Origin of the sequence: Prolixibacter sp. SD074 (genome assembly GCF_009617895.1) — a bacterium.
Classification (GTDB): Bacteria; Bacteroidota; Bacteroidia; order Bacteroidales; family Prolixibacteraceae; genus Prolixibacter.
Genome location: NZ_BLAW01000001.1, coordinates 1,190,456 through 1,212,784, shown reverse-complemented (window position 1 = coordinate 1,212,784; position 22,329 = coordinate 1,190,456). Strand labels below are relative to the sequence as shown.

The following is a 22,329-nucleotide window of genomic DNA, read 5'->3' as shown; positions in this document are numbered from 1 at the left end:
TTAATTGATTAAATTTTCCGCGAATGAAGCTAGGTATCCTGAAAGAAGGTAAAGTACCGCCCGATCGGCGCGTGCCCTTTTCTGCCCAACAATGTCTCGAAATTAAAAAGCGTTTCCAGCAAGTGGAATTAACGGTTCAGCCGAGTCCCATCCGGTGTTTTCCGGATAGCGACTATCTGAATGCCGGTATTTCCATGAGCCCCGATTTGAGCGATTGTGATATTCTGATGGGAGTAAAAGAGGTACCGATGGCCGATTTGATGGAAGATAAAACGTATCTGTTTTTTTCTCATACCATCAAAAAACAACCGTACAACAAAAAACTTCTTCAGGAGATTCTGCGAAAGCGCATACGATTGGTCGATTATGAAGTGCTGACCGGGCCGAATGGCATGCGCGTGATTGGCTTTGGACGTTTTGCCGGACTGGTAGGAACCTACAAAGGCTTGCGCGCCCTGACTATCCGTCATGAGTTGCCCGAACCGAAGCCGGCATATGAATGCCACGATTTGGCTGAGATGAAAGCCGAAGCGCGGAAACTGGGACTTCCTCCGTTGAAAATCGCTATCACCGGCGGTGGTCGCGTTACGCACGGCGTGATGGAGATGTTGGATGAAATCAAGGTTCGCAAGGTAAGTATCGACGAATACCTGGCTACCGAACATGTTGACCAACCGGTGTATGTGCAACTCGAACCCGATGCTTACAATAAACGCAAGGATGGCAGCGTTTTTGATTTTGGAGATTTTGTGAAAAATCCAACGGCGTACGAAGGTAATTTCCTCCGGTTTGCCCGGACCACCGATTTGCTCATTTCGGCTGCCTACTGGGATCCCAATGCGCCGGTATTATTTACCCCGGAAGATATGCGTGGCCCGGATTTCCGCATTAAAGTGATTTCTGACATTACCTGCGACATCAAAGGTTCTATCCCGTCTACTTTGCGGGCGACTACTATCGATGAGCCGTTTTATGGATACAATCCGGTAACGGAACAGGAAGAAGTAGCTTTTATCAACCCGAAAAATATTACGGTGATGTCGGTGGATAATTTGCCGGCCGAGTTGCCGCGCGATGCTTCTGTCGATTTTGGTGAAAACCTTATCAATCGGGTGTTGCCTTATTTATTGGGAGACGATTCTGAAGGCATTGTTCAACGGGCCACGATTACCGAAAAAGGAAAGCTAACAGAACGATATAAATACCTCGGGGATTGGGTGAATTCCTGACAAGAAAGTGAGAGTGTGCGAAAGTGTGAAGACGAGAACGTGAGATGGGGAGAATAGGAGAAAGGGAGAGTGGGAGAATTCCATTCCACGTAAAGGCTGTGGTCTGAAATCTTTATTCTAATGTCTGGAGTCTAAAATCTTGGTTCTAATATTTATTGTTTTTTTTAGTATGAAAAAAGTATTCATCATTGGTGCCGGGCGTTCGTCCGCTACGCTGATCCGGTATATGGAAGAGCAGGCGCCTACTTACAGTTGGAAAATCACGGTCGGTGACCAGGATATCAACCTGGTGAACGATAAGATAGCGCCGCCAACCCGCGCCATTGCCTTTAATGTGTTCGATGAAGAGCAACGGAACCTGGAAATAGAACAAGCAGACATCGTAGTATCGATGCTGCCGGCCCGTTTGCATCAGGTGGTGGCGCTGACCTGTCTCAAATTTGGTAAGTCATTGCTAACAGCTTCTTACGTGTCTGACGAACTGAACGATCTGGATGCGGAAGTGAAGGCGAAAGGCTTACTCTTCCTGAACGAGATGGGCGTTGACCCGGGGATTGATCACATGTCGGCGATGCGGCTGATTGACCGGGTGAAAAGCGAAGGACATGCCATCACCGATTTTGAATCGTTTACCGGGGGACTGGTCGCACCCGAATCGGATAACAATCCGTGGAATTATAAATTCACCTGGAACCCACGTAATGTGGTGGTGGCAGGACAGGGAGGACCAGCCAAATTCCTTCAGGAAGGAAAATACAAGTACATCCCGTACAACCGTCTTTTCCGGCGTACCGAAGTAATCGATATTGAAGGCTTCGGAAAGTTTGAAGGCTATGCCAACCGCGATTCGTTGAAGTACATCGACAAGTATAACCTGCAGGGCGTGCCTACTGTTTATAGGGGAACATTGCGACGGCCCGGATATTGCCGCGCATGGGATATTTTTGTGCAACTGGGTGCTACCGATGATACGTATTTTATGGAGAATACCGGGAACATGACCTACAAGGAGTTCATCAACTCGTTTCTCTATTATGCCGAAGCAGCGGTGCGATTGAAGCTGTATCACTACATGCACATCGATCAGGATTCCGATATTATTGACAAACTGGAATATCTGGAGCTGTTCAGTGACAAAAAAATTGGCCTGGAGCGGGCTACTCCTGCGCAGATTATGGAACATATCCTTTCGGAGAAATGGAAAATGGAACCCGACGATAAGGACATGGTAGTGATGTGGCACAAATTGCTTTACAATCGAAACGGTGATTCCCATCCGGTGACAATGACTTCTTCGATGGTGGTACTGGGCGAGGATAGTGTACACACGGCCATGTCGAAGACCGTAGGCTTGTCATTGGCTATAGCCACCAAAATGGTCATGACCGGGCAAATCGCCCTAACAGGCGTGCACATTCCCAACAGGAAAGAGATTTACGGGCCGGTGCTGAATGAATTGGAAAGTTACGGCATCGCTTTCGTTGAGAAAGAAGGATAGCTACTACTATTGAAAAGCTCAGATTTTGACCTCCCGTTTTGGACGAAACGGTCAAAGTATGAGCTTTTATTTTTTGGGAATCATTCGTCAACCGACCAACTCCAGACGATGCGTGCGTCGCCGGTGGAGAAGTTATTCATGCGGTCGAGTTCCGTTTGTGTCTCAAATTCCTCGTCAAACTCTTCGTCCATCGACACAAAGCCGAAATCGCGGTCTTTGATGCTCCGCAGAATGCCGCCAATCAGTGGCAGCGCCTCTTTTGAAATCACCAGCCAGGGCAATGCGCCTGCACCCAGCATATCGCCTACGATATCGAAGGCATGTTTGCCCAACCTGCCTTTTACCTGTAGAAGCGTTTCGCCGGTACTGCGGGTATGCTTCCGGCAGTGACGCAGGTATACGCGTACCTTAATCCGCCGATCTTTGGGCATTTCCCGTTCGAGGACAAACAAACCGTCAGTGCCATCATCTGATGCTTCCGGAACAAAACTCAGTACGTTTTTCTGGCGGGGGGTGAGTTTGATGTACGGCTCGGGAGTGGTGGTGAGCACCATCTTGTCGTGGTCTTCGGGATGTTCTGCTACGATAACAAAATAGAGCTGCCAGCGCTCTTTGGGACGAAGAATGGTGAGTTTTTCGAATTCTAATTTGATTTTAGCCATGGTCCGATAATAATTTAGTGGTCAGTTTTTCTGTCTGGATAACCATCTTGGATAAATGGATTCTAACCTGCTGAAATTAGTAAAATATTATCATAATCAGTAAAACTCCTCTTAAATCTTAGGAAACAAAATTTATAAATCCTTTAGCATCCATACGGTGCAGGCGTAATGGCCCGTATCGCCGATGGGTTGTTTCAATCGGCGGAAGCCTGCCTTTTCATACATGCCTACAGCCTTTTCCAGTTCGGGAAGTGATTCGAGATAGAGTTGTTGGTAGCCCTGTTTGCGGGCCGAATCGATGCATTGTGCCATCAATTGCTTGCCGATTCCTGTCCCGCGTACCGGCGCCGCGACGTAGAATTTTACCAACTCGGCGCATCCTTCCGGCAAACCGTTGGAAGGGTAGATGCCGCATCCGCCAACAATTTCACTGTTGGCCCCGGCAATCCGATATTCTGCTTTCGGTACCTGGAAAAGCTCGTACAGGTGATCGGTAGTGGGATCGGTGTAAACGGTGCCCGGACGATCGATTTTGAATTCCCGGAATACTTTCCGAATCATTTCCGCCAACGGCGCATTGTCATTAGGTGCTATTAAGCGGTAGCTAACCTCCATGCTTATTCTCTTCTGTTCTCGAAATTTGATGTTGACTTCCGGCGGACGGTAAAATTAGGAAATGTAACGGGAATTAAAAAGCCGGGCAGTTTGAATACCTGAATTGTAAGAACAGAACCTGTCCCCAAAAAAGAACGATCAGGAATTTGGCGGTGGTTTTTTGTCCCCCGGGATGCCCGGCCGGCAAAATCGCGCTGAATTTCGCGCCCCATGGCTTTGAGGTAGCTTTTCAGCCGTCGACATTGGCCCCCAGGACTTTTAGGGCGCCCGCCCGAAGCCGATCGCTAACCTGAAACGTTTGAGGGCGAACAACCCGTGTAGATTTCTAATCTGAAAATTTTTTGGCCGGACTTCCGGAGTAAATATTGCTCCTAAAACCGTTGAGGGCGGTAAATTGCAACGCGATCGCTCCCTAAAACGTTTTAGATGGGAAAAATTCAACGGAAGAGTTCCCTCAAAGTTTTTAGATCGGAAAACGACAATCGGATCGTTCCCTCAAAATTTTTAGATCGGAAAAATACGGTGGGCGGGCTCCCTCAATCGTTTTAGATCGAAAAAATACAACAGAAGGGCTCCCTCAAAGTTTTTAGATCGAAAAAATACGGTGGGATTGCTTCCCAAAAATTTTTAGATCGGGATTTTGGTTCCGGTAATGGGTCAATGCGAATACCGGGAAACACCTGATTTGCCTGTCATACACGCTCGCACACTCGTCCCTGTTGTGCCGGCTGCATAACCGATGTACCAACTTCCTCATCCCGTAACGGTGAGTTTCGGGGTTAATTACAAAATCCTCCTCCGGCCTTCGGCCACCTCCTCCAGCGGAGGATATTTGCGGACTGCGGCGTTTTTAACAGCTGAAGTGGCATATTTTAGCATGAGCTTTAGGTCGCAAATTGGTACTGGTGAAGCTTAGTCGTGCAGTTGGATTATTCAGGGGTGGCGTGGTTTTATAGCCCCACCCGGCCTCCCCAAACGGGGAGGGGACGGTCGCGTGCTGCGGTACTTTTAATGGGCAGGTTTGACAGATTTGGGCTTCGGGGTTAATTACAAAATCCTCCTCCGGCCTTCGGCCACCTCCTCCAGCGGAGGATATTTGCGGACTGCGGCGCTTTTAACAGCTGAAGTGGCATATTTTAGCATGAGCTTTAGGTCGCAAATTGGTATTGGTGCAGCTTAGTCGTGCAGTTGATTGGCGGACTGTCCCCCTTTGGAGGGGGATTAAAGGGGGAGGATTTTAGGTATCCGGATTATCTTCGTTTTGCGTTATCCAGTTATCAATTTCCGTCAAAGCCAAGTCCATCCTGTTAAGGACCATTTCATCGGTCAGACGCAGCACCGTAAATCCAGCGTTGTTTAAATTATGGTCTCTTTGCTTATCACGCTCCAATTGTTCTTCATCGTGGTGCGTTATTCCATCCACTTCGATGATGAGTTTTAAGTCTTTGCACATGAAATCGGCGATGTAATTGAGGATGGGTCTTTGTCTGCGGAATTGATAACCTCTCATTTTCCCAGCTTTTAGGCCATATTTCCAAAGGGCTGCTTCGGCTTTAGTTCCCTTTTTGCGCATGTGCCGGGCAAAGTTTTTCAGTTTCTTGTTATAACCCAGATTAGAGGATAACTGTTCGTCCATTGGTGATTTTGTTAGTTTGGAATCATTAAGTTATGTTTTTTTTTACAAAATCCTCCTCCGGCCTTCGGCCACCTCCTCCAGCGGAGGATATTTGCGGACTGCGGCGTTTTTAACAGCTGAAGTGGCATATTTTAGCATGAGCTTTAGGTCGCAAATTGGTATTGGTGCAGCTTAGTCGTGCAGTTGGATTATTCAGGGGTGGCGTGGTTTTATAGCCCCACCCGGCCTCCCCAAACGGGGAGGGGACGGTCGCGTGCTGCGGTACTTTTAATGGGCAGGTTTGACAGATTTGGGCTTCGGGGTTAATTACAAAATCCTCCTCCGGCCTTCGGCCACCTCCTCCAGCGGAGGATATTTGCGGACTGCGGCGTTTTTAACAGCTGAAGTGGCATATTTTAGCATGAGCTTTAGGTCGCAAATTGGTACTGGTGAAGCTTAGTCGTGCAGTTGGATTATTCAGGGGTGGCGTGGTTTTATAGCCCCACCCGGCCTCCCCAAACGGGGAGGGGACGGTCGCGTGCTGCGGTACTTTTAATGGGCAGGTTTGACAGATTTGGGCTTCGGGGTTAATTACAAAATCCTCCTCCGGCCTTCGGCCACCTCCTCCAGCGGAGGATATTTGCGGACTGCGGCGTTTTTAACAGCTGAAGTGGCATATTTTAGCATGAGCTTTAGGTCGCAAATTGGTACTGGTGAAGCTTAGTCGTGCAGTTGGATTATTCAGGGGTGGCGTGGTTTTATAGCCCCACCCGGCCTCCCCAGGCGGGGAGGGGACGGTCGCGTGCTGCGGTACTTTTAATGGGCAGGTTTGACAGATTTGGGCTTCGGGGTTAATTACAAAATCCTCCTCCGGCCTTCGGCCACCTCCTCCAGCGGAGGATATTTGCGGACTGCGGCGCTTTTAACAGCTGAAGTGGCATATTTTAGCATGAGCTTTAGGTCGCAAATTGGTATTGGTGCAGCTTAGTCGTGCAGTTGATTGGCGGACTGTCCCCCTTTGGAGGGGGATTAAAGGGGGAGGATTTTAGGTATCCGGATTATCTTCGTTTTGCGTTATCCAGTTATCAATTTCCGTCAAAGCCAAGTCCATCCTGTTAAGGACCATTTCATCGGTCAGACGCAGCACCGTAAATCCAGCGTTGTTTAAATTATGGTCTCTTTGCTTATCACGCTCCAATTGTTCTTCATCGTGGTGCGTTATTCCATCCACTTCGATGATGAGTTTTAAGTCTTTGCACATGAAATCGGCGATGTAATTGAGGATGGGTCTTTGTCTGCGGAATTGATAACCTCTCATTTTCCCAGCTTTTAGGCCATATTTCCAAAGGGCTGCTTCGGCTTTAGTTCCCTTTTTGCGCATGTGCCGGGCAAAGTTTTTCAGTTTCTTGTTATAACCCAGATTAGAGGATAACTGTTCGTCCATTGGTGATTTTGTTAGTTTGGAATCATTAAGTTATGTTTTTTTTTACAAAATCCTCCTCCGGCCTTCGGCCACCTCCTCCAGCGGAGGACAGGTTGCCAGTCGTGGCGCTTTTAATGAATATTTAGGATGTTATTAGTTTCGTTTTGAGATTTGCCCCACCCGGCCTCCCCAGGCGGGGAGGGGACGGTCGCGAATGGCGGTGCTTTTAATGGGCAGGGGCGTTGATTGAGCAAATCCTGACAGGTTTCGAAAACCTGTCAGGATAGGTTGTTTTATTTTTCGGAAGATTGATTCCGAATCATGTTGGCCACGCGGGTGGTTTTGGTAGGGTCCTGATCGATGCTGGTGGTTTCGCCGTTGCAGTTGGTAAAATAGATGTAGTGCCCATCGTCGCGAAACTGGTACACTTTGCATCCATCGTGCTCGAAAAGGTACTGTACTCTGTATGTTTTATTGTTTTCGGGCGGGCCGCTTGAAAGTGGGATACCGGTAGTGCAGGATAGCAAATACAGAGCAATGAATGAGAGGGCAGATGCTTTTTTCATTGTTTATTTTCCATTAGCTTTATGCTCCCGAAACGCTTTGCTTATGGAGAACACGCATATACCGGTGATTGAGGTAAAGGAGGTGCATAAGTCCTTCAAGTCAGTTCATGCGGTGCAGGGACTGAACCTGACTATTGGGAAGGGAGAGTTTGTGGCGCTGCTGGGACCGAACGGCGCTGGAAAAACCACACTGGTGGAGATGATTGAAGGTATCCGTCATCCCGACAAGGGGGAAATCCGTATCATGGGGAAGACATGGAAGCACCACCAGGATGAGCTGCGTCACCTGATTGGCCTGTCGCTTCAGGAAACCCGTTTTACGGATAAGCTGCGGGTGTACGAAACGCTCCGGTTATTTGCCAGCTTTTTCGGATTGGGGAAGGAGCGGGTAGAGGAGATTATCGAACTGGTGGCGCTGGAGGAGAAACGCAAAGCGTATGTTGGAAACCTGTCGGGCGGCCAGCGGCAACGGCTGGCACTGGGCATCTCGCTGTTGAACAAGCCGCGTGTGTTGTTGCTCGATGAGCCGACCACCGGTCTCGACCCGAATGCCCGGCGCGAAATCTGGGCGATTCTGCGCAAGCTGAAAGAGCAGGCGGAAACATCGATGATTCTCACCACGCATTACATGGAGGAGGCGGAGCAGTTGTGTGACTATATTATCATTGTCGATCACGGGAAAGTGCTGCGGGAAGGTACGCTGGAGCAACTGTTGAACGATGAGAAAGGAGAAAAGGTAATAGAATTCACCCTGAAGGAGGCGCCGGAAACATTGCCCCGCCCCAAAGGACAAATCAGTGATATCCATTGGAACGGAACACAGGGGGGTGGCAAAGTAACGGTGCAGAACATGAATACGCAACTGCCCGAATTTATGGATTACCTGCAGCAGAACCGGCTTCACCTTCAGGATATGGAGTGCCGCCGCAACACCCTCGACGATTTATTCACCACGTTAACCGGAAGACATTTGCATGAATAACCGACTATCGAACCACCAGCTTTGGCAACTGACTATTTCGTATTCCCGGGAGTTAATTCGCGAGCCCGGCGTTTTGTTTTGGGGCATTGTTTTCCCAATTCTGATGTCGCTGGGGCTGGGCATCGCCTTCACCCAAAAGACCGATGTGGTGCGGAAGATAGCCGTCATCGACGCATCGGTGGATAGTACAGCCATCCGCCATTTTTTGCTCACGGAAGCTGAGCCCCATTCGGATGCTGCTGCCGATTCGTTTCGGTACAGCTACACGATTCCTGATAAGCAGATGGGAAATACCACTTTCCTTTTCCGGGAAACCGATTGGAAGGAAGCGATGATTTTGCTGAAACGCGGCCAGATAAATGTGATTTTGACCGAGCAAAACGGTAAGCCGGAATATCACTTTGATCCACGCAATCCGGATGCCCAGCTGAGTTACATCAAGCTGTCGGGCATTCTGAACGGGAAAGTGGTGAATACGCCGCAGGACAACGGCGAAATCAAACCACTGACGCTGGCCGGAACACGCTATATCGATTTCCTGGTGCCGGGACTGATTGCCATGAACGTGATGACGTCGTGTATGTGGGGCATTAGCTACGGCATCATCGACCGCCGCTCGAAGAAGTTGCTGCGCCGCATGGTGGCTACCCCGATGAAGAAGACCAACTTTCTGATAGCCTTCATTACGGTGCGCTTTGTGATGAATTTCATCGAATCGGCACTGTTGGTGCTGGTTACGTGGCTGGTTTTCGGAATTACCATACAGGGAAGCATCGTAGGATTGCTGGCCATTTTTATGGCGGGTAACCTGGCTTTCGCCGGAATAGCCATTTTTGTTTCATCGCATACCGCGAATACGGAAATTGGGAACGGTTTGATTAACCTGGTGGTGATGCCGATGATGGTGGTATCAGGCGTCTTTTTCAGTTACCACAATTTCCCTGACTGGAGTATCCCGGTGATTCAGAAACTGCCCTTGACGATGCTGACGGATGGTATCCGGGGTATCTTTAACGAAGGTTTGGGCCTGGCGGATATTGCTTTTCCATTTGTTATTTTATCGGCCATCGGGGTTTTCTTCTTTGCGCTGGGCCTGCGGTTCTTTAAGTGGCACTGACGGGAAGGGTTTCAGGTTAAAGGGGTGTCTTGTCCTGAAATAAGCTATTGGAAAAGGCTGCGTGGCATTCAGTCTTGGGGCGGCGTCATCGCGGCCATTGCCGCTCTTCCTTCCCCCAAGTTATGGGATTTCGGCCCTACAGGCCTTTTTGTATATACCGGCAGGGCCCCAATCCTCGTTATTCTTCAGTCATTACACATCTTTCAACCTTATCCAAATTAAAGCAAACGCCAAAGTCCGCTTTAAAACGACAATATAATTTGTGACTCGCGGGCTTTTAAGGTCAGTATTTGGAATGGATCAGGCTGAAATAGTAAGGAATGGGAATGGGGTTTTCTTCCAATGAAATAATCAAATTACATGTGATGAATAATATCCGGAATATATTTATTTCCTCTTCTTCGACTGGAAAACATACTAAAAGTCGTTTCCGGAATCCGGTTATTTTTCCATCTTTAGCATGTTCTAAAAACTGGCTATGACAACAACATTAACGCAACCGACCACTGAGCTTGAAAAATACTTTGAATCATTCCGCAAGAACATACTTGGTATTGACCATACCTTTGAATCTCCTTACGGAGAACAGCCGCTGGTGTATGCCGACTGGATAGCCAGCGGCCGACTTTACCGGCCCATTGAAGAGAAGCTGCAGCGACAGTTCGGTCCGATGGTGGGGAATACCCATTCCGAAGCTTCTGAAACGGGCTGCACGATGACACAGGCCTATCATTTGGCTCATTCGATCATCAAGGAACATGTTCATGCCAACGCAGATGATGTGATTCTCACAACGGGATTCGGGATGACTTCGGCTTTGGCTAAACTGCAGCGTATCATGGGACTGAAAATTCCGGAAAAGCTGATGAAGTTCTGCGATATTCCGCGCGAAGAGCGCCCCGTGGTTTTCCTGACGCATATGGAACATCATTCCAATCAAACTCCGTGGCTCGAGTCGTTGGCCGACGTGGTCGTGCTCGAACCGGATGAGAACCTGAAGGTCAACCCGCAATATTTGAGGACTGAAATACAAAAATATGCCGACCGGAAAGTGAAGATTGGTTCTTTCTCGGCTTGCTCCAACGTGAGCGGTGTGATTACGCCCTTTTACAAACTGGCGGAAATCATGCACGAGCACGATGGTTATTGCTTCGTCGATTTTGCGGCTTCGGCGCCTTATGTGGATATTGACATGCATCCGGAAAATGAACTGCAGCGGCTGGATGCTATTTTCTTTTCTCCGCACAAATTTTTGGGCGGACCGGGCAGTTCCGGTGTACTCATTTTTAATAAAAAATTGTATAAAAACCGCATCCCTGATCATCCGGGTGGCGGTACCGTGAAATGGACTAATCCATGGGGCGAACATACCTACGTAGATGACATCGAAATTCGCGAAGACGGCGGCACTCCGGGATTTATGCAAGCTATCCGGGCCGCTATGAGCATTAAGCTGAAGGAGCAGATGGACGTGAAGAAAATCCAGTCCCGCGAAAAAGAGCTCCTGAAAAGAGCTTTCAAGGGCTTCAACAAGATTGACGGAGTGTTCGTACTGGCACAGGAAGCCCGGGAGCGTCTGGGAGTTATTTCTTTCTATGTGGAGGGAACACATCATAACATGGTGGTTCGTTTATTGAATGACCGGTTTGGTATCCAGGTACGCGGTGGTTGTTCCTGTGCCGGGACTTACGGGCACTATCTGCTGCATGTGGATCGGGAGATGTCGCACCGGATCACCAAAAAAATCAACAGTGGTGACCTATCGGAAAAACCCGGATGGGTGCGATTGTCGTTGCATCCAACCATGACCAACGCCGAGCTTGACTATATTATGGATTCGCTCGAAAAAGTGGTCATCAATGCGCACAACTGGAAAGAAGACTATGTGTACAACCGGCACACCGGCGAATTCGACCACAAAGGCGGAAACGGAAAATGCGACCTGATTATGAAATGGTTTGAGTTGTAGAGAAGCGGCTATTTTTCTCTGCACAAAGTCAGTAGTCTTTCAGCCGCCGGCTTCTGTTCTACGATATTTGATTTTAAATGTTATGTGAATCTTTGCAATAATTGTTAAGTTTACTCGTCATGATTTAAGGTCATCGGATAACTGGAAATACTAACCGGGAAATGGCGGGGGAATTAAAAAACATTAGCAACGAAGAGTTTCGGTCAATCTTTGACCAGTACTATCCTATGCTTTTTCACCTGGGAAGAGAATATCTTCAGGATGATGATGAAGCCAAGGAGGTTGCCCAAAATGCCTTCGTGAAGCTCTGGGAGATTCGTGGGTCCCTTTCGAACGAATCCAATATTCGCAATTTTCTTTATACGATTGCCCGGAATAACTGCCTAAACTGTTTAAAACGCAGAGAAGTAATGGCCGTACACCATGACCGATTAAAGTACCTGGAGATGCACTTTAATTATGAAGCGCTGAACCGGATGGGACCTGATTATCTGGAGTTTTCCGAGTTAAAGGAAAAGATTGAAACCGCCGTCTCCAGCCTACCGGAAAATTGTCGCCGGGTATTTTACCTGAGCCGTTTTGAGGATAAATCCAATAAGGAAATTGCAGATGAACTCGATGTTACGGTGAAAACCGTTGAAGCGCATATGACAAAAGCGTTGAAATATCTCCGAAAAGAATTGCAAGATTACCTTCCTGTTTTAATGGTGATTACCAACTTCCTGAATTAATTCTGAAAAAAAATCCGAAAATGCTGTTAGGGTTCTCCCTTGCTTAGTTGTTTAATAGTTAAAGAATGTGAAATTATTTGTTTTCGCAGAGAGAGATTCATCAGAATCAACGAGTGCAAAGGCTCATTTCAAAGGAACACAGTTTATTCTACGGAAAAATATAGACGTAATTGATGTCAGACGAATTATTAGCAAAAGTTTTGTTGGGAACGGCAACTGAGGGGGAGAAAAGAGCCTATTATGAAGAGGTGGCCAGCGATGAATCCTTCCAGGAGGATTTTTATCAGACCAAAAGTTTGTGGGTGAGAGCTACAGCAGGCAGAAAAGATTCAAGTCTTAACCTGGATGAGGAATACAGGAATCTGAGGGGAAAAGTTCGTGTTTCGCCAAAAGCAGGGATACAGAATATGATTCGCATCTGGCTTGGACGTGCAGCGATGATTTTGGTATTGATTTCCGTTGGATGGCTGGCCCATCAGTTTTTGTCACCTGAAAAACAGGAAAAAGAGTTTACGCAGAAATTCGCCTCATCAATTGGTAGCATTTCACAGATGACACTACCAGATGGAACGCACATTTGGTTGAATTCAGGTAGCGAAGTTGTTTATCAGGAAAACTCCTGCGAAAGAAACGTTCAGCTTGTTGGGGAGGCTTGTTTTGACGTTGCCCATGACGAGGAACATCCGTTTTCGGTTCAGACAGAAAACATGGTTGTTCGCGATTTAGGTACCCGCTTCAATGTCCGGGCATATCCTGGCGATGAGGTTACCGAAACGACGCTTATCGAAGGCAGTGCAGAGATTCTTTCAGGCAATAATTTGAAGCGAATCTGTGAATTGAAGCCGGGGGAACTGGCTGTGTATGACAAGGCAAATAAGCGGATGTCAATACAGGAGATTGACCCTTCGACCATTGTCGCCTGGATGAATGGTAAGTTTGTTTTCAGAAATGAGAAACTGGTAGATATTTGCGATGAACTTGGAAAATGGTATGGCGTTCGTTTCCGCTTTGGTGATGATGTGATTAAAGACTACCGGTATACGGCGAACATCAAGCGGACCACTTCCATTTCATATGTTTTGAAAATGCTGAACATCACAACGCATTTGCATTATAGTATCAAGGAAAACAAAATGGAACCTGACATAATTACGATTTCGACAGAAGAGAAGAATTAACTGAATATAAAAACATAAATAAAGATATGCCTATGAACTAACTATCAGCTAAATCAATAAAAAAAACCGGGAGGGTGGCCCCCTTCCCGGTTCATGTGAATTTAATATCCCGAGCAGTCTCTATATCAGAGAATCGCAAATAAGACTGCTCTATTGTAAACCAAACAGTTCAAATCTATGAAGAATTTTCGAAGATTCCCGGGCAATTTACGCCCCGGGTTAAAAAAATTGTACCTAACCATGAAACTAACTGGATTCCTGTTGTTCCTTTCCGCAATGACGTTGTCGGCAAAGACCTATTCACAGGCTGTTCGTTTAAATCTCCAGGTTGAAAATGCAAACATCGTTCAGGTTTTCGACCAAATTGAGAAGAGCTCAGAATTTGGCTTTTTCTTTAAGACCGACCAGATGGATTTGACAAAGCGGTATAATCTTTCGATAGAAAATGCCAGCATCGACCAGATTCTTTCCCAGGTACTGGATTTATCGAAATACAAATATCAAATCGTTGATCGCAATATTGTGATTTCGAAAAGGTCTGTTGAAACTGCACAAAATGGCCAGCAAAACAAACACAGTGTTAATGGTACAGTCAGAGATGAAGACGGGGTTCCGCTTCCGGGTGTAACCATTGTTATTAAAGGAACGACTACCGGCACCATTACCGATACTAACGGAAATTATACGTTAAAGAATATTCCTGGAGATGGTACATTGGTATTTTCTTTTGTAGGGATGAAAAGCCAGGAAATTCCAGTAGCGAACCGGTCTAAGATTGATGTAGTGCTGAAGGAAAGCTCCGTTGGCTTGCAGGAGGTCGTTGCTATTGGTTACGGAACTATGAAAAGGAGCGATCTGACCGGTTCGGTTGCGCAGGTAAAAAACGAAGAATTGTCAGCTGTACCCGTCTATAATATGGAACAATCCTTACAAGCCGTTGCTGCCGGGGTTCAGGTTACACAAAACTCAGGACAACCAGGAGGGCGGATTGAAGTGAGAATTAGAGGCGGAAATTCAATGATTGGTGACAACCAGCCTTTATATGTCGTCGATGGCTTTCCGGTTACCGGAGGAATTGATTTCCTTAACCCGAGTGATATTGCTTCGGTCGATATTCTTAAAGACGCTTCTGCAACTGCCATTTATGGTGCACGTGGTGCAAATGGTGTCGTAATTATTACCTCAAAAAAAGGGGCAGCCGGACAAAAAGGCAAGGTTGAGATAAATAGTTACTATGGAATTCAACAAACTATAAACCGGTACAATTTACTGAACGCCAAGGAGTATGCTACCATTGCCAACGAATGGCTAAAAAACGAGGGACTCGATTCCTATTTCGATGTGAACCAGATTCAGAATCCCGGAACCAACTGGCAGGATGTCATTTTTAGAAACGCACCAATACAAGATCATACGATTACTTTTTCCGGAAGTTCGAATAAAACACAATATTCTTTTTCCGGTAACTTTTTTGATCAGCAGGGAATTATTATCAACACTGGAGTCAAAAGAGGTTCCATGAGATTAAACCTTAACCATGAGCTCAATAAATGGTTAAAGATGGCGGTCAACCTGGTTTTAACCAGAAAACAGGTATTATCTGTTCCGGTTGATAACGGATACCGGGGCTCAGGATCTGTTCTGTCAGCAGCGGCGGCAGCGCCCCCGACTCTCCCGGTGTATGATGAAAACGGATTGCCATATCAGATAGAAAAAGCATATAATTTCGGTTCTGCAGATATGCGCAATCCATTGCTCTTAGCGATGCGCCAGTCCAAAACCTTAACTAACAGTATTGTTGGAAACACTGCGCTGACATTCAACGTGACCAAAGATCTGTCCTTTACAACCCGTCTTGGTCTGGAATATGTTTATTCTTGGGATGATTACTTTGAACCGCTTGTTTACCCACACGACCGGGGATATGTGTCACAAACAATCTACTATCGCAATTCGTTTTTGAATGAGAATACGATGACTTATTCAAAAAAGTTCAACGATGAAAACAACCTGACATTTACCGGAGGATATACTTATCAAACTTATATGCTGAGAAACCTGGGCAGTTCTGCTTCTGGTTTTTCAAATAATACAACCCGGTACTACGACCTCTCAGCAGCCGAAACGATTGGTACGCCTTCCACCAGTTTTTCGCAGTGGACATTGGCTTCCTGGCTTGCGAGGGCTAATTATTCGTTAAAGAACAAGTACCTGTTTACGGCGAGTATCCGTGCCGACGGTTCTTCCCGTTTCGGGAAAAATAATAAATGGGGAACATTCCCCTCAGGGGCACTTGGATGGAGAATCTCTCAGGAACCGTTTATGCAGAATCTCCCATTCATCTATAATCTGAAACTGAGGGCCAGTTACGGAATTACAGGTAACACAGCATTAAATCCCTACCAGTCACTTGATCGTCTGGATTCAAAGAATGCAGTTTACGGTGGACAGACTGAAGTGGTTGGTTATATTCCTGCCGGCATATCAAATCCCAACTTAAAATGGGAAACAACCGCACAGACCGATGTAGGATTTGATTTTGGTGTTTTGAATAACAGAATCAGATTGACGGCTGATTATTATAAGAAAACAACAACCAACCTATTGGCGTATGTCCCTCTGCCCCCTTCTATAGGATTTGGTTCCATCTTGGAAAATATTGGTGAAATTCAAAATCAGGGGTTTGAATTCACTGTTAATGCGGACATTCTCAACAAAAAGGTAAAATGGAATGTTGCCGCCAACCTTTCAACCAATAAAAATAAAGTGGTCAAGTTAGCCGGAGGAAGCGATATTCTTGGCTCAGGCCAGTTCGCTGTGTGGTCCAATACGAATATTGCCCGTGTAGGTGAACCGTTAGGGGCTTTTTACGGAAACCTTGAGGATGGACTGGATGAAAATGGCTTCATCAAATATAAGGATATCAGCGAACCGGACGGAAAACCTGACGGCGTGGTCAATTCCTTAGACCGCACGATTCTTGGAAATCCAAATCCAAAGTTCTTTTATGGATTGACATCGAATCTTTCCTGGAAAAATTTGGAGTTAAATGTTATTCTTGACGGGGTTTACGGAAACAAGATTTTTAATGCTACAAACGGTTCTATTTTAAATTCGTTTCAACGTGGAACCAATCAGGATAAGCGAATCATAGGTAATTATTGGACAACAGAAAATCCCAACCCGAATGCCAAATACCCAAAAATCAGTTCACTGACAAGTGTCGATATTTCGGATCGTTTCATTGAGGACGGAAGTTATTTAAGAGTCCGTTCTATCCGGTTAGCTTACAATCTACCAATCAAAAAATGGAGGTTACCTCTGGTCGATTTTGCACAGGTCTATTTGTCAGGAATAAATTTATTCACGTTTACCAAGTATACCGGACTTGATCCCGAAGTCAATACCAAAGGTACCGATTCGCAAGACGTCGGTTCTCGATTGGATATGGGATATGATCAGAGCGGATATCCAAATGCCAAAAGCTATTCTGTTGGATTAAAACTTAACTTCTAAAACCGGAAAGACATGAAAAAGATAGTATTCTATATTCTATTGACAATTTTATTTGGCTCGTGCAAAAATATGCTGGACGAAGTTCCCAAAGATTTTGTCTCGAGAGCAAACTATTTTCAGAGTGAGGCGGATGCCCAGGGGGCGATCAATGGTGCCTACTCTTCACTTACTCCTGATTACTATGGAGGAATAACATACTACCTGACGGTGGCTCTTCAAGGCGATTACCTGAACGGGAGAGGCTCCCAGGCTCCTGTCTCCGATATGAGTAAGGTTTTGGATCGGCAAAATATAAACAGGGCTGGTTCGAGCTGGGCGTCTCTTTATCAGGCTATTGATCGGGCGAATAGTGTTCTGGACAATGTGCCGAACATTGCCGATATCAGCCCGGATGTGCAAACAAGAATTCTTGCAGAAGCACATTTTTTACGTGCAATGGCTTATTTTGAACTCGTCAGGGGATGGGGAGCGGTACCGCTTAAAACGAAGGAAAGCACCGATTTGTCTGATTTAAACGTTCCGCGGTCTCCTGTAAGCGATGTGTACGATCTCATTGTTTCTGACGCGAAAGTTGCTGAAGCAGGACTACCTGAGTCGGTTGGGGCTGAAACCGGACGAGCTTCGAAGTGGGCCGCAAAAATGCTGTTGGCTCATGTTTATCTCACCACGGGAGATTGGGCAGACGCAGCAAAAGAAGCAGATGATGTGATTAACAGCAGGATGTATTCTTTGGTAACTGTCCGGAAACCGGACGATTTCTATCAAATCTTCGGTTCAGAAACCAGTTCAGAAGATATCATGTCCGTACATTATTCCGAGAATATTACTTCCACAATCCCAATTTATTTGCACAGGGGCGGCGATTACCCTTATAACTACGGTAGTACTGGATATTACGCCTGGGTACCGGATACTGCAGGTAATTCAATCATTGGGAAAAGTTGGAATAATAATGACCTTAGGAAAAAGTTTAATTTGTACCGGAAGATTCAGGATGTAGATGGAAATTGGGTATCTCTGCCGTCAACTACACCAGTTCTTTTCAAAAAATTCATTACCAATGAAAATGGATTAAGTATTTACAGCGTTCCCATCTACCGTTATGCCGAAGCCTTTCTGTTTTATGCTGAAGCATCATGTCGGGCAGACGGAGGCCCATCGGCGCTGGCACTTGAACGACTGAATATGATTAAAAGAAGGGCGTACGGATACGATCCTGCCAGCCCGTCACCAGTAGACTATGCTGCAGGAATGACCGAAACTCAGTTTGTTGATTCAGTTATACAGGAAAGAGCGCACGAATTCCTTCTGGAAAGGAGGCGTTGGTTTGACCTCAAACGGACCGGAAAGGTAAAAGAGGCATTTGCTGCAGTAGGTAAAACAGTGATTGATGCACGCATGCTATGGCCCATACCGGAAAATGAAATAAATAACAATTCAGAAATCAGCCAGGCAGACCAGAATCCTGGATATTAAAACTAAATTGTTGCCGGACTGAAATCGGCAACCAACTCTCTCAAAATATATTGTTGCTCAATGTTCAAATCTTCCGATATGAACATTGGGCTTTAATTTGTACCTGTGTCTTCTGAACCAATTGTCAAAGTTAATTTCAATGGTCTCTAACATATCAAACGCATTGGTAAAACGGCATTATGGTATCCGGACCGAGCGCTATAAACTGGTCCATTTCTACTACGATATAGACGAATGGGAACTGTATGACCTTAAAAAGGATCCGGAAGAAATGCAAAATGTATACAATAATCCGGCATACCAACATGTGAGGGATTCACTGACTGTCGAATTGAGAAAAATTCAGCGAAAATATGGAGACTCCGATTCTCTGGCTGAAAAAATATTGGAACATGACAAAACCATGTCCAACCGATTCACGAATATTTATTAAATGTGAGATCACATCCCAACGGAAATCAGAAATAAACAAGATAAAATGTTGATATTGAAATACATTTCCAACGTGTCTCGCCGGCATAAATCCCAATTTGGGATCATCGTCCTGACTGTTTTTTGGAGTCTTTTTTTTACGCATATCTCAGTGGCTGAAATTCTCAATGCGGACGAAATTCCGGCTCATCAGGGAGATTCGCAAACAGCCGGAGTATATGATATCGCTGTTTACGGAGGCACACCTGCCGGGATCATAGCAGCCATTCAGGCTTCAGAAATGGGAAAGAAGGCTTTGATCATTGAACCGGGAAATCGACTCGGGGGTGCCATGAGTGGAGGACTGGGCTGGTCAGACATCGGGAATGAGGAAATCATCGGCGGCTTGTCCAGGGAATTTTTTCAGAAAGTTTATCAATATTATCAGGTCGATTCAGTCTGGAAAGCAGAAAGCTTTTCTGCTTACAAATCCAGAATGCGCGGGAACCACAGGATAGGGAAAGATGGCCCCATGTGGACGTTCGAGCCGCATGTGGCTGAAACCATTTTTCGGCAGATGATTGATTCGGCGCCTACCCCGATTGAGGTGGTTTGCAACGAGCGTCTCGACCTGCAACATGGTATTTTGAAAAAAGATGGAAAAATCAGGGAAATCAGGATGGAATCCGGTCGTCTTTACAAGGCCAAAATTTTTATCGATGCTTCCTATCAGGGCGACCTAATGGCTTTGGTCGGAGTGAGCTACCGGGTTGGACGCGAAAGCCGCGATACGTATCACGAACCACTGGCAGGGGTTTTAGGACCGACCATTAAAGTGAGGCAGCCCAAGCAGTTCTTCGGCCCGGATGTTTCTCCTTACGATGAAAACGGGAACCTGCTCCCGACCATTCAAAATGTCCCCATGGGGACTCCCGGACAAGGCGATAAAAAAATCCAGGCCTACAATTTCAGGGTTTGCCTGACGACCGACAGTTTGAATAAACTTCCCATCAAAAAGCCCGCGAATTATGATCCGCTGACTTATGAATTGTTGTACCGCTATATCCGGGCAAAACAACTAAAGTCCATCATGCAAATGCTGACAATCAGCCCGATGCCAAACCTGAAAACGGATATCAACGATGGCGGCCACGGCTGCCCGTTCTCCACAGATTACAACGGAATGAACTGGGATTATCCAGAAGGGGATTATGCCACACGTGAAAGGATTTGGCAGGCACATTATGATTTCACTATTGGCCTGTTCTATTTCCTTGGTCATGATCTCCGTTTGTCGGAATCCATTCGCCGGGAAATGTTGCAATACGGCTTGCCTAAAGATGAATATGCAAAAACCGGTCATTGGACGCCTCAGTTGTACATTCGCGAAACACGCCGGATGATTGGCGAATATGTATTGACACAGCACGATTGCCAGGAGAATGTTGCCAAAGAGAATTCAATAGGCCTGGCTTCTTACGGCCCTGATTCGCACCATGTGCAGCGGGTTGTATATAACGGGGAAGTGATCAATGAAGGTAATTTTCTGGAACCACACAAATCGTACGAAATTCCAATGGAAATTATATTGCCGAAGCGAGATGAATGCCAGAACCTCATTGTTCCGGTATGTGTATCGAGCTCGCACATTGCCTTTGGTTCCATCCGGATGGAACCGGTTTTCATGATTCTGGGACAATCGGCTGCAACCATAGCTTCGCTTGCCATCGACCGCAATACCTGTCCACAGGATTTGGATTATACAATTATCAGGGAACAACTGATAAAAGACCATCAATTATTAAAACTTAAAAACAATCAATAATATGGAACTGAAATCAAAAATACTATTGGGAATGGCAGGGTTAGGTGCGATGAGTATTTCGCCCAAAAACCTTCCGGCCCAAAATTTACCGACAAACAGCAAGCCCAACGTCGTATTAATCTTCGTGGATGACATGGGCTATGGTGACCTGAGCTGCTATGGGGCCACCCAGTATAAGACCCCGAACCTGGATGGAATGGCTGCCAATGGGGCCCGTTTTACCAATTTCTATGCGGCACAGGCGGTCTGTTCCGCTTCTCGGGCAGCCATCCTCACGGGATGCTATCCCAACCGGATCGGTATTCACGGCGCATTTTTCCCGGGATCAAAAACAGGGCTGAACCCGGATGAGGAAATCATCCCTGAGTTATTAAAAAAACGGGGATACCGGTCGGAAGCCATTGGCAAATGGCATTTGGGCGATGCTCAAAAATTCCTGCCTTTGCAACAGGGCTTCGATGAATTCCTCGGACTTCCGTATTCCAACGACATGTGGCCGGTAAATTACGACGGGACGCCCGTGACTCAGGAGAACCATCAGCGTCCGGGCAACTATCCGCCGTTGCCGCTGATCCGGGGAAACAAAACAATCCGGGAGATTCGCAACCTCGATGATATGGGCCAGCTTACAACCCTTTACACGGAAGAGGCCGTGAAGTTCATCCGGAAAAACAAAGATCATCCCTTTTTCCTGTACCTGGCGCATTCGATGCCACATGTTCCCATTGCCGTGTCTGACAAATTTAAAGGGAAAAGCAAACAGGGACTTTACGGCGATGTGGTCATGGAACTGGATTGGTCGGTTGGACAAATATTAAAGACGCTGGAAGAGAATAATCTGAGTTCCAACACCCTCGTTATTTTTACTTCGGATAACGGGCCCTGGATCAATTTTGGCAACCATGCCGGTTCAACCGGAGCCCTGCGCGAAGGGAAAGGAACAAGTTTCGAGGGCGGCCAGCGTGAACCTTGCATCATGAAATGGCCGGGCGTTATCCCCGCGGGAATCGTATGCAACGAAATGGCCTGCACCATTGATATTCTGCCCACGCTTGCTCAAATTACCGGTTCGCCACTTCCGGAAAAAAAGATCGACGGGGTGAATATTCTGCCCTTGATGAAAGGAATTCCGAATGCCAACCCCCGCAAATTTTTGTATTACTATTATCAAAAAAATAGTCTGGAAGCTGTTCGGGAAGGAAGCTGGAAACTGGTATTTCCACACCAACATCGTTCGTATGAGGGGGTTTTGCCCGGCAAGGATGGCTATCCCGGTAAAACAGTTAACCGTGAAACAGGACTGGCCCTTTATGACATGCGTCGTGATCCCGGCGAACGTTACGATGTGCAAACGCTCTATCCGGATACGGTTCAGGAACTGGAAAAGGTGGCGGAACAAGCCCGCGAAGATTTGGGGGATGATCTGACCGGAGCTCCCGGAAAAAACAGACGACCACCGGGACATTTATAGCAGAAATACCAAAAAACAGAAACACTTGAAGAAAAGTGATTCAAC

At 46.5% G+C, this 22,329-nt stretch carries 17 protein-coding genes; 12 read left to right on the top strand and 5 right to left on the bottom strand.

What is annotated here, in order from left to right; all coding sequences use genetic code 11:
* The first annotated feature begins 23 nt into the window (after positions 1 to 23).
* Both GJU82_RS05380 and GJU82_RS05375 read left to right on the top strand, forming a co-directional pair.
* Complete coding sequence (locus tag GJU82_RS05380; protein WP_153631210.1) at positions 24 to 1,229, top strand: NAD(P)-dependent oxidoreductase; 1,206 nt, start codon at positions 24 to 26, stop codon at positions 1,227 to 1,229.
* 169 nt (positions 1,230 to 1,398) lie between these two features.
* The gene (locus GJU82_RS05375) at positions 1,399 to 2,727 is read left to right on the top strand and encodes a saccharopine dehydrogenase family protein (protein WP_153631209.1); all 1,329 of its coding nucleotides are present in this window, start codon (positions 1,399 to 1,401) and stop codon (positions 2,725 to 2,727) included.
* Between the two features lie 80 nt (positions 2,728 to 2,807).
* Here the strand turns inward: GJU82_RS05375 and GJU82_RS05370 are convergent, their stop codons facing one another.
* The 5 genes from GJU82_RS05370 to GJU82_RS05350 form a co-directional block, all read right to left on the bottom strand.
* The gene (locus GJU82_RS05370; protein ID WP_153631208.1) at positions 2,808 to 3,389 is read right to left on the bottom strand and encodes a hypothetical protein; all 582 of its coding nucleotides are present in this window, start codon (positions 3,387 to 3,389) and stop codon (positions 2,808 to 2,810) included.
* A gap of 132 nt (positions 3,390 to 3,521) precedes the next feature.
* Complete coding sequence (locus GJU82_RS05365; protein ID WP_153631207.1) at positions 3,522 to 4,004, bottom strand: GNAT family N-acetyltransferase; 483 nt, start codon at positions 4,002 to 4,004, stop codon at positions 3,522 to 3,524.
* A gap of 1,237 nt (positions 4,005 to 5,241) precedes the next feature.
* On the bottom strand, positions 5,242 to 5,640 hold the full coding sequence (locus GJU82_RS05360) for an endonuclease domain-containing protein (protein WP_153631206.1): 399 nt from the start codon (positions 5,638 to 5,640) through the stop codon (positions 5,242 to 5,244).
* A 1,024-nt stretch (positions 5,641 to 6,664) separates the two neighbouring features.
* The gene (locus tag GJU82_RS05355; RefSeq protein ID WP_153631206.1) at positions 6,665 to 7,063 is read right to left on the bottom strand and encodes an endonuclease domain-containing protein; all 399 of its coding nucleotides are present in this window, start codon (positions 7,061 to 7,063) and stop codon (positions 6,665 to 6,667) included.
* Positions 7,064 to 7,335: 272 nt separating this feature from the next.
* Positions 7,336 to 7,608 carry a DUF4884 domain-containing protein gene (locus GJU82_RS05350; RefSeq protein ID WP_153631205.1) on the bottom strand — a complete coding sequence of 91 codons (273 nt, stop codon included), beginning with the start codon at positions 7,606 to 7,608 and terminating at the stop codon, positions 7,336 to 7,338.
* A gap of 43 nt (positions 7,609 to 7,651) precedes the next feature.
* On the opposite strand from GJU82_RS05350, the gene GJU82_RS05345 reads away from it, so the two are divergent.
* The 10 genes from GJU82_RS05345 to GJU82_RS05300 all read left to right on the top strand — a co-directional run bounded on the left by GJU82_RS05345 (position 7,652) and on the right by GJU82_RS05300 (position 22,284).
* Positions 7,652 to 8,590, top strand: a complete 939-nt coding sequence (locus tag GJU82_RS05345; RefSeq protein ID WP_153631204.1) for an ABC transporter ATP-binding protein — start codon at positions 7,652 to 7,654, stop codon at positions 8,588 to 8,590.
* The gene (locus GJU82_RS05340; protein WP_153631203.1) at positions 8,583 to 9,707 is read left to right on the top strand and encodes an ABC transporter permease; all 1,125 of its coding nucleotides are present in this window, start codon (positions 8,583 to 8,585) and stop codon (positions 9,705 to 9,707) included. Before GJU82_RS05345 ends, GJU82_RS05340 begins: the two co-directional genes overlap by 8 nt.
* A gap of 478 nt (positions 9,708 to 10,185) precedes the next feature.
* Entirely contained in the window at positions 10,186 to 11,676 is a 1,491-nt protein-coding gene (locus GJU82_RS05335) for an aminotransferase class V-fold PLP-dependent enzyme (RefSeq protein ID WP_153631202.1), read from the top strand.
* 161 nt (positions 11,677 to 11,837) lie between these two features.
* A complete protein-coding gene (locus GJU82_RS05330; protein WP_153631201.1) occupies positions 11,838 to 12,407 on the top strand; it encodes an RNA polymerase sigma-70 factor in 570 nt (189 codons plus the stop codon).
* A gap of 173 nt (positions 12,408 to 12,580) precedes the next feature.
* Complete coding sequence (locus GJU82_RS05325; RefSeq protein WP_153631200.1) at positions 12,581 to 13,585, top strand: FecR family protein; 1,005 nt, start codon at positions 12,581 to 12,583, stop codon at positions 13,583 to 13,585.
* Positions 13,586 to 13,825: 240 nt separating this feature from the next.
* Entirely contained in the window at positions 13,826 to 17,101 is a 3,276-nt protein-coding gene (locus GJU82_RS05320) for a TonB-dependent receptor (RefSeq protein WP_194830970.1), read from the top strand.
* Positions 17,102 to 17,113: 12 nt separating this feature from the next.
* A complete protein-coding gene (locus GJU82_RS05315) occupies positions 17,114 to 18,577 on the top strand; it encodes a RagB/SusD family nutrient uptake outer membrane protein (protein ID WP_153631198.1) in 1,464 nt (487 codons plus the stop codon).
* Positions 18,578 to 18,716: 139 nt separating this feature from the next.
* Positions 18,717 to 19,010: a sulfatase/phosphatase domain-containing protein gene (locus GJU82_RS05310; protein WP_153631197.1), complete on the top strand. Its 294-nt coding sequence runs from the start codon at positions 18,717 to 18,719 to the stop codon at positions 19,008 to 19,010.
* A gap of 45 nt (positions 19,011 to 19,055) precedes the next feature.
* A complete protein-coding gene (locus GJU82_RS05305) occupies positions 19,056 to 20,813 on the top strand; it encodes an FAD-dependent oxidoreductase (protein ID WP_153631196.1) in 1,758 nt (585 codons plus the stop codon).
* Between the two features lies 1 nt (position 20,814).
* Entirely contained in the window at positions 20,815 to 22,284 is a 1,470-nt protein-coding gene (locus GJU82_RS05300) for a sulfatase (RefSeq protein WP_153631195.1), read from the top strand.
* Positions 22,285 to 22,329: the final 45 nt, after the last annotated feature.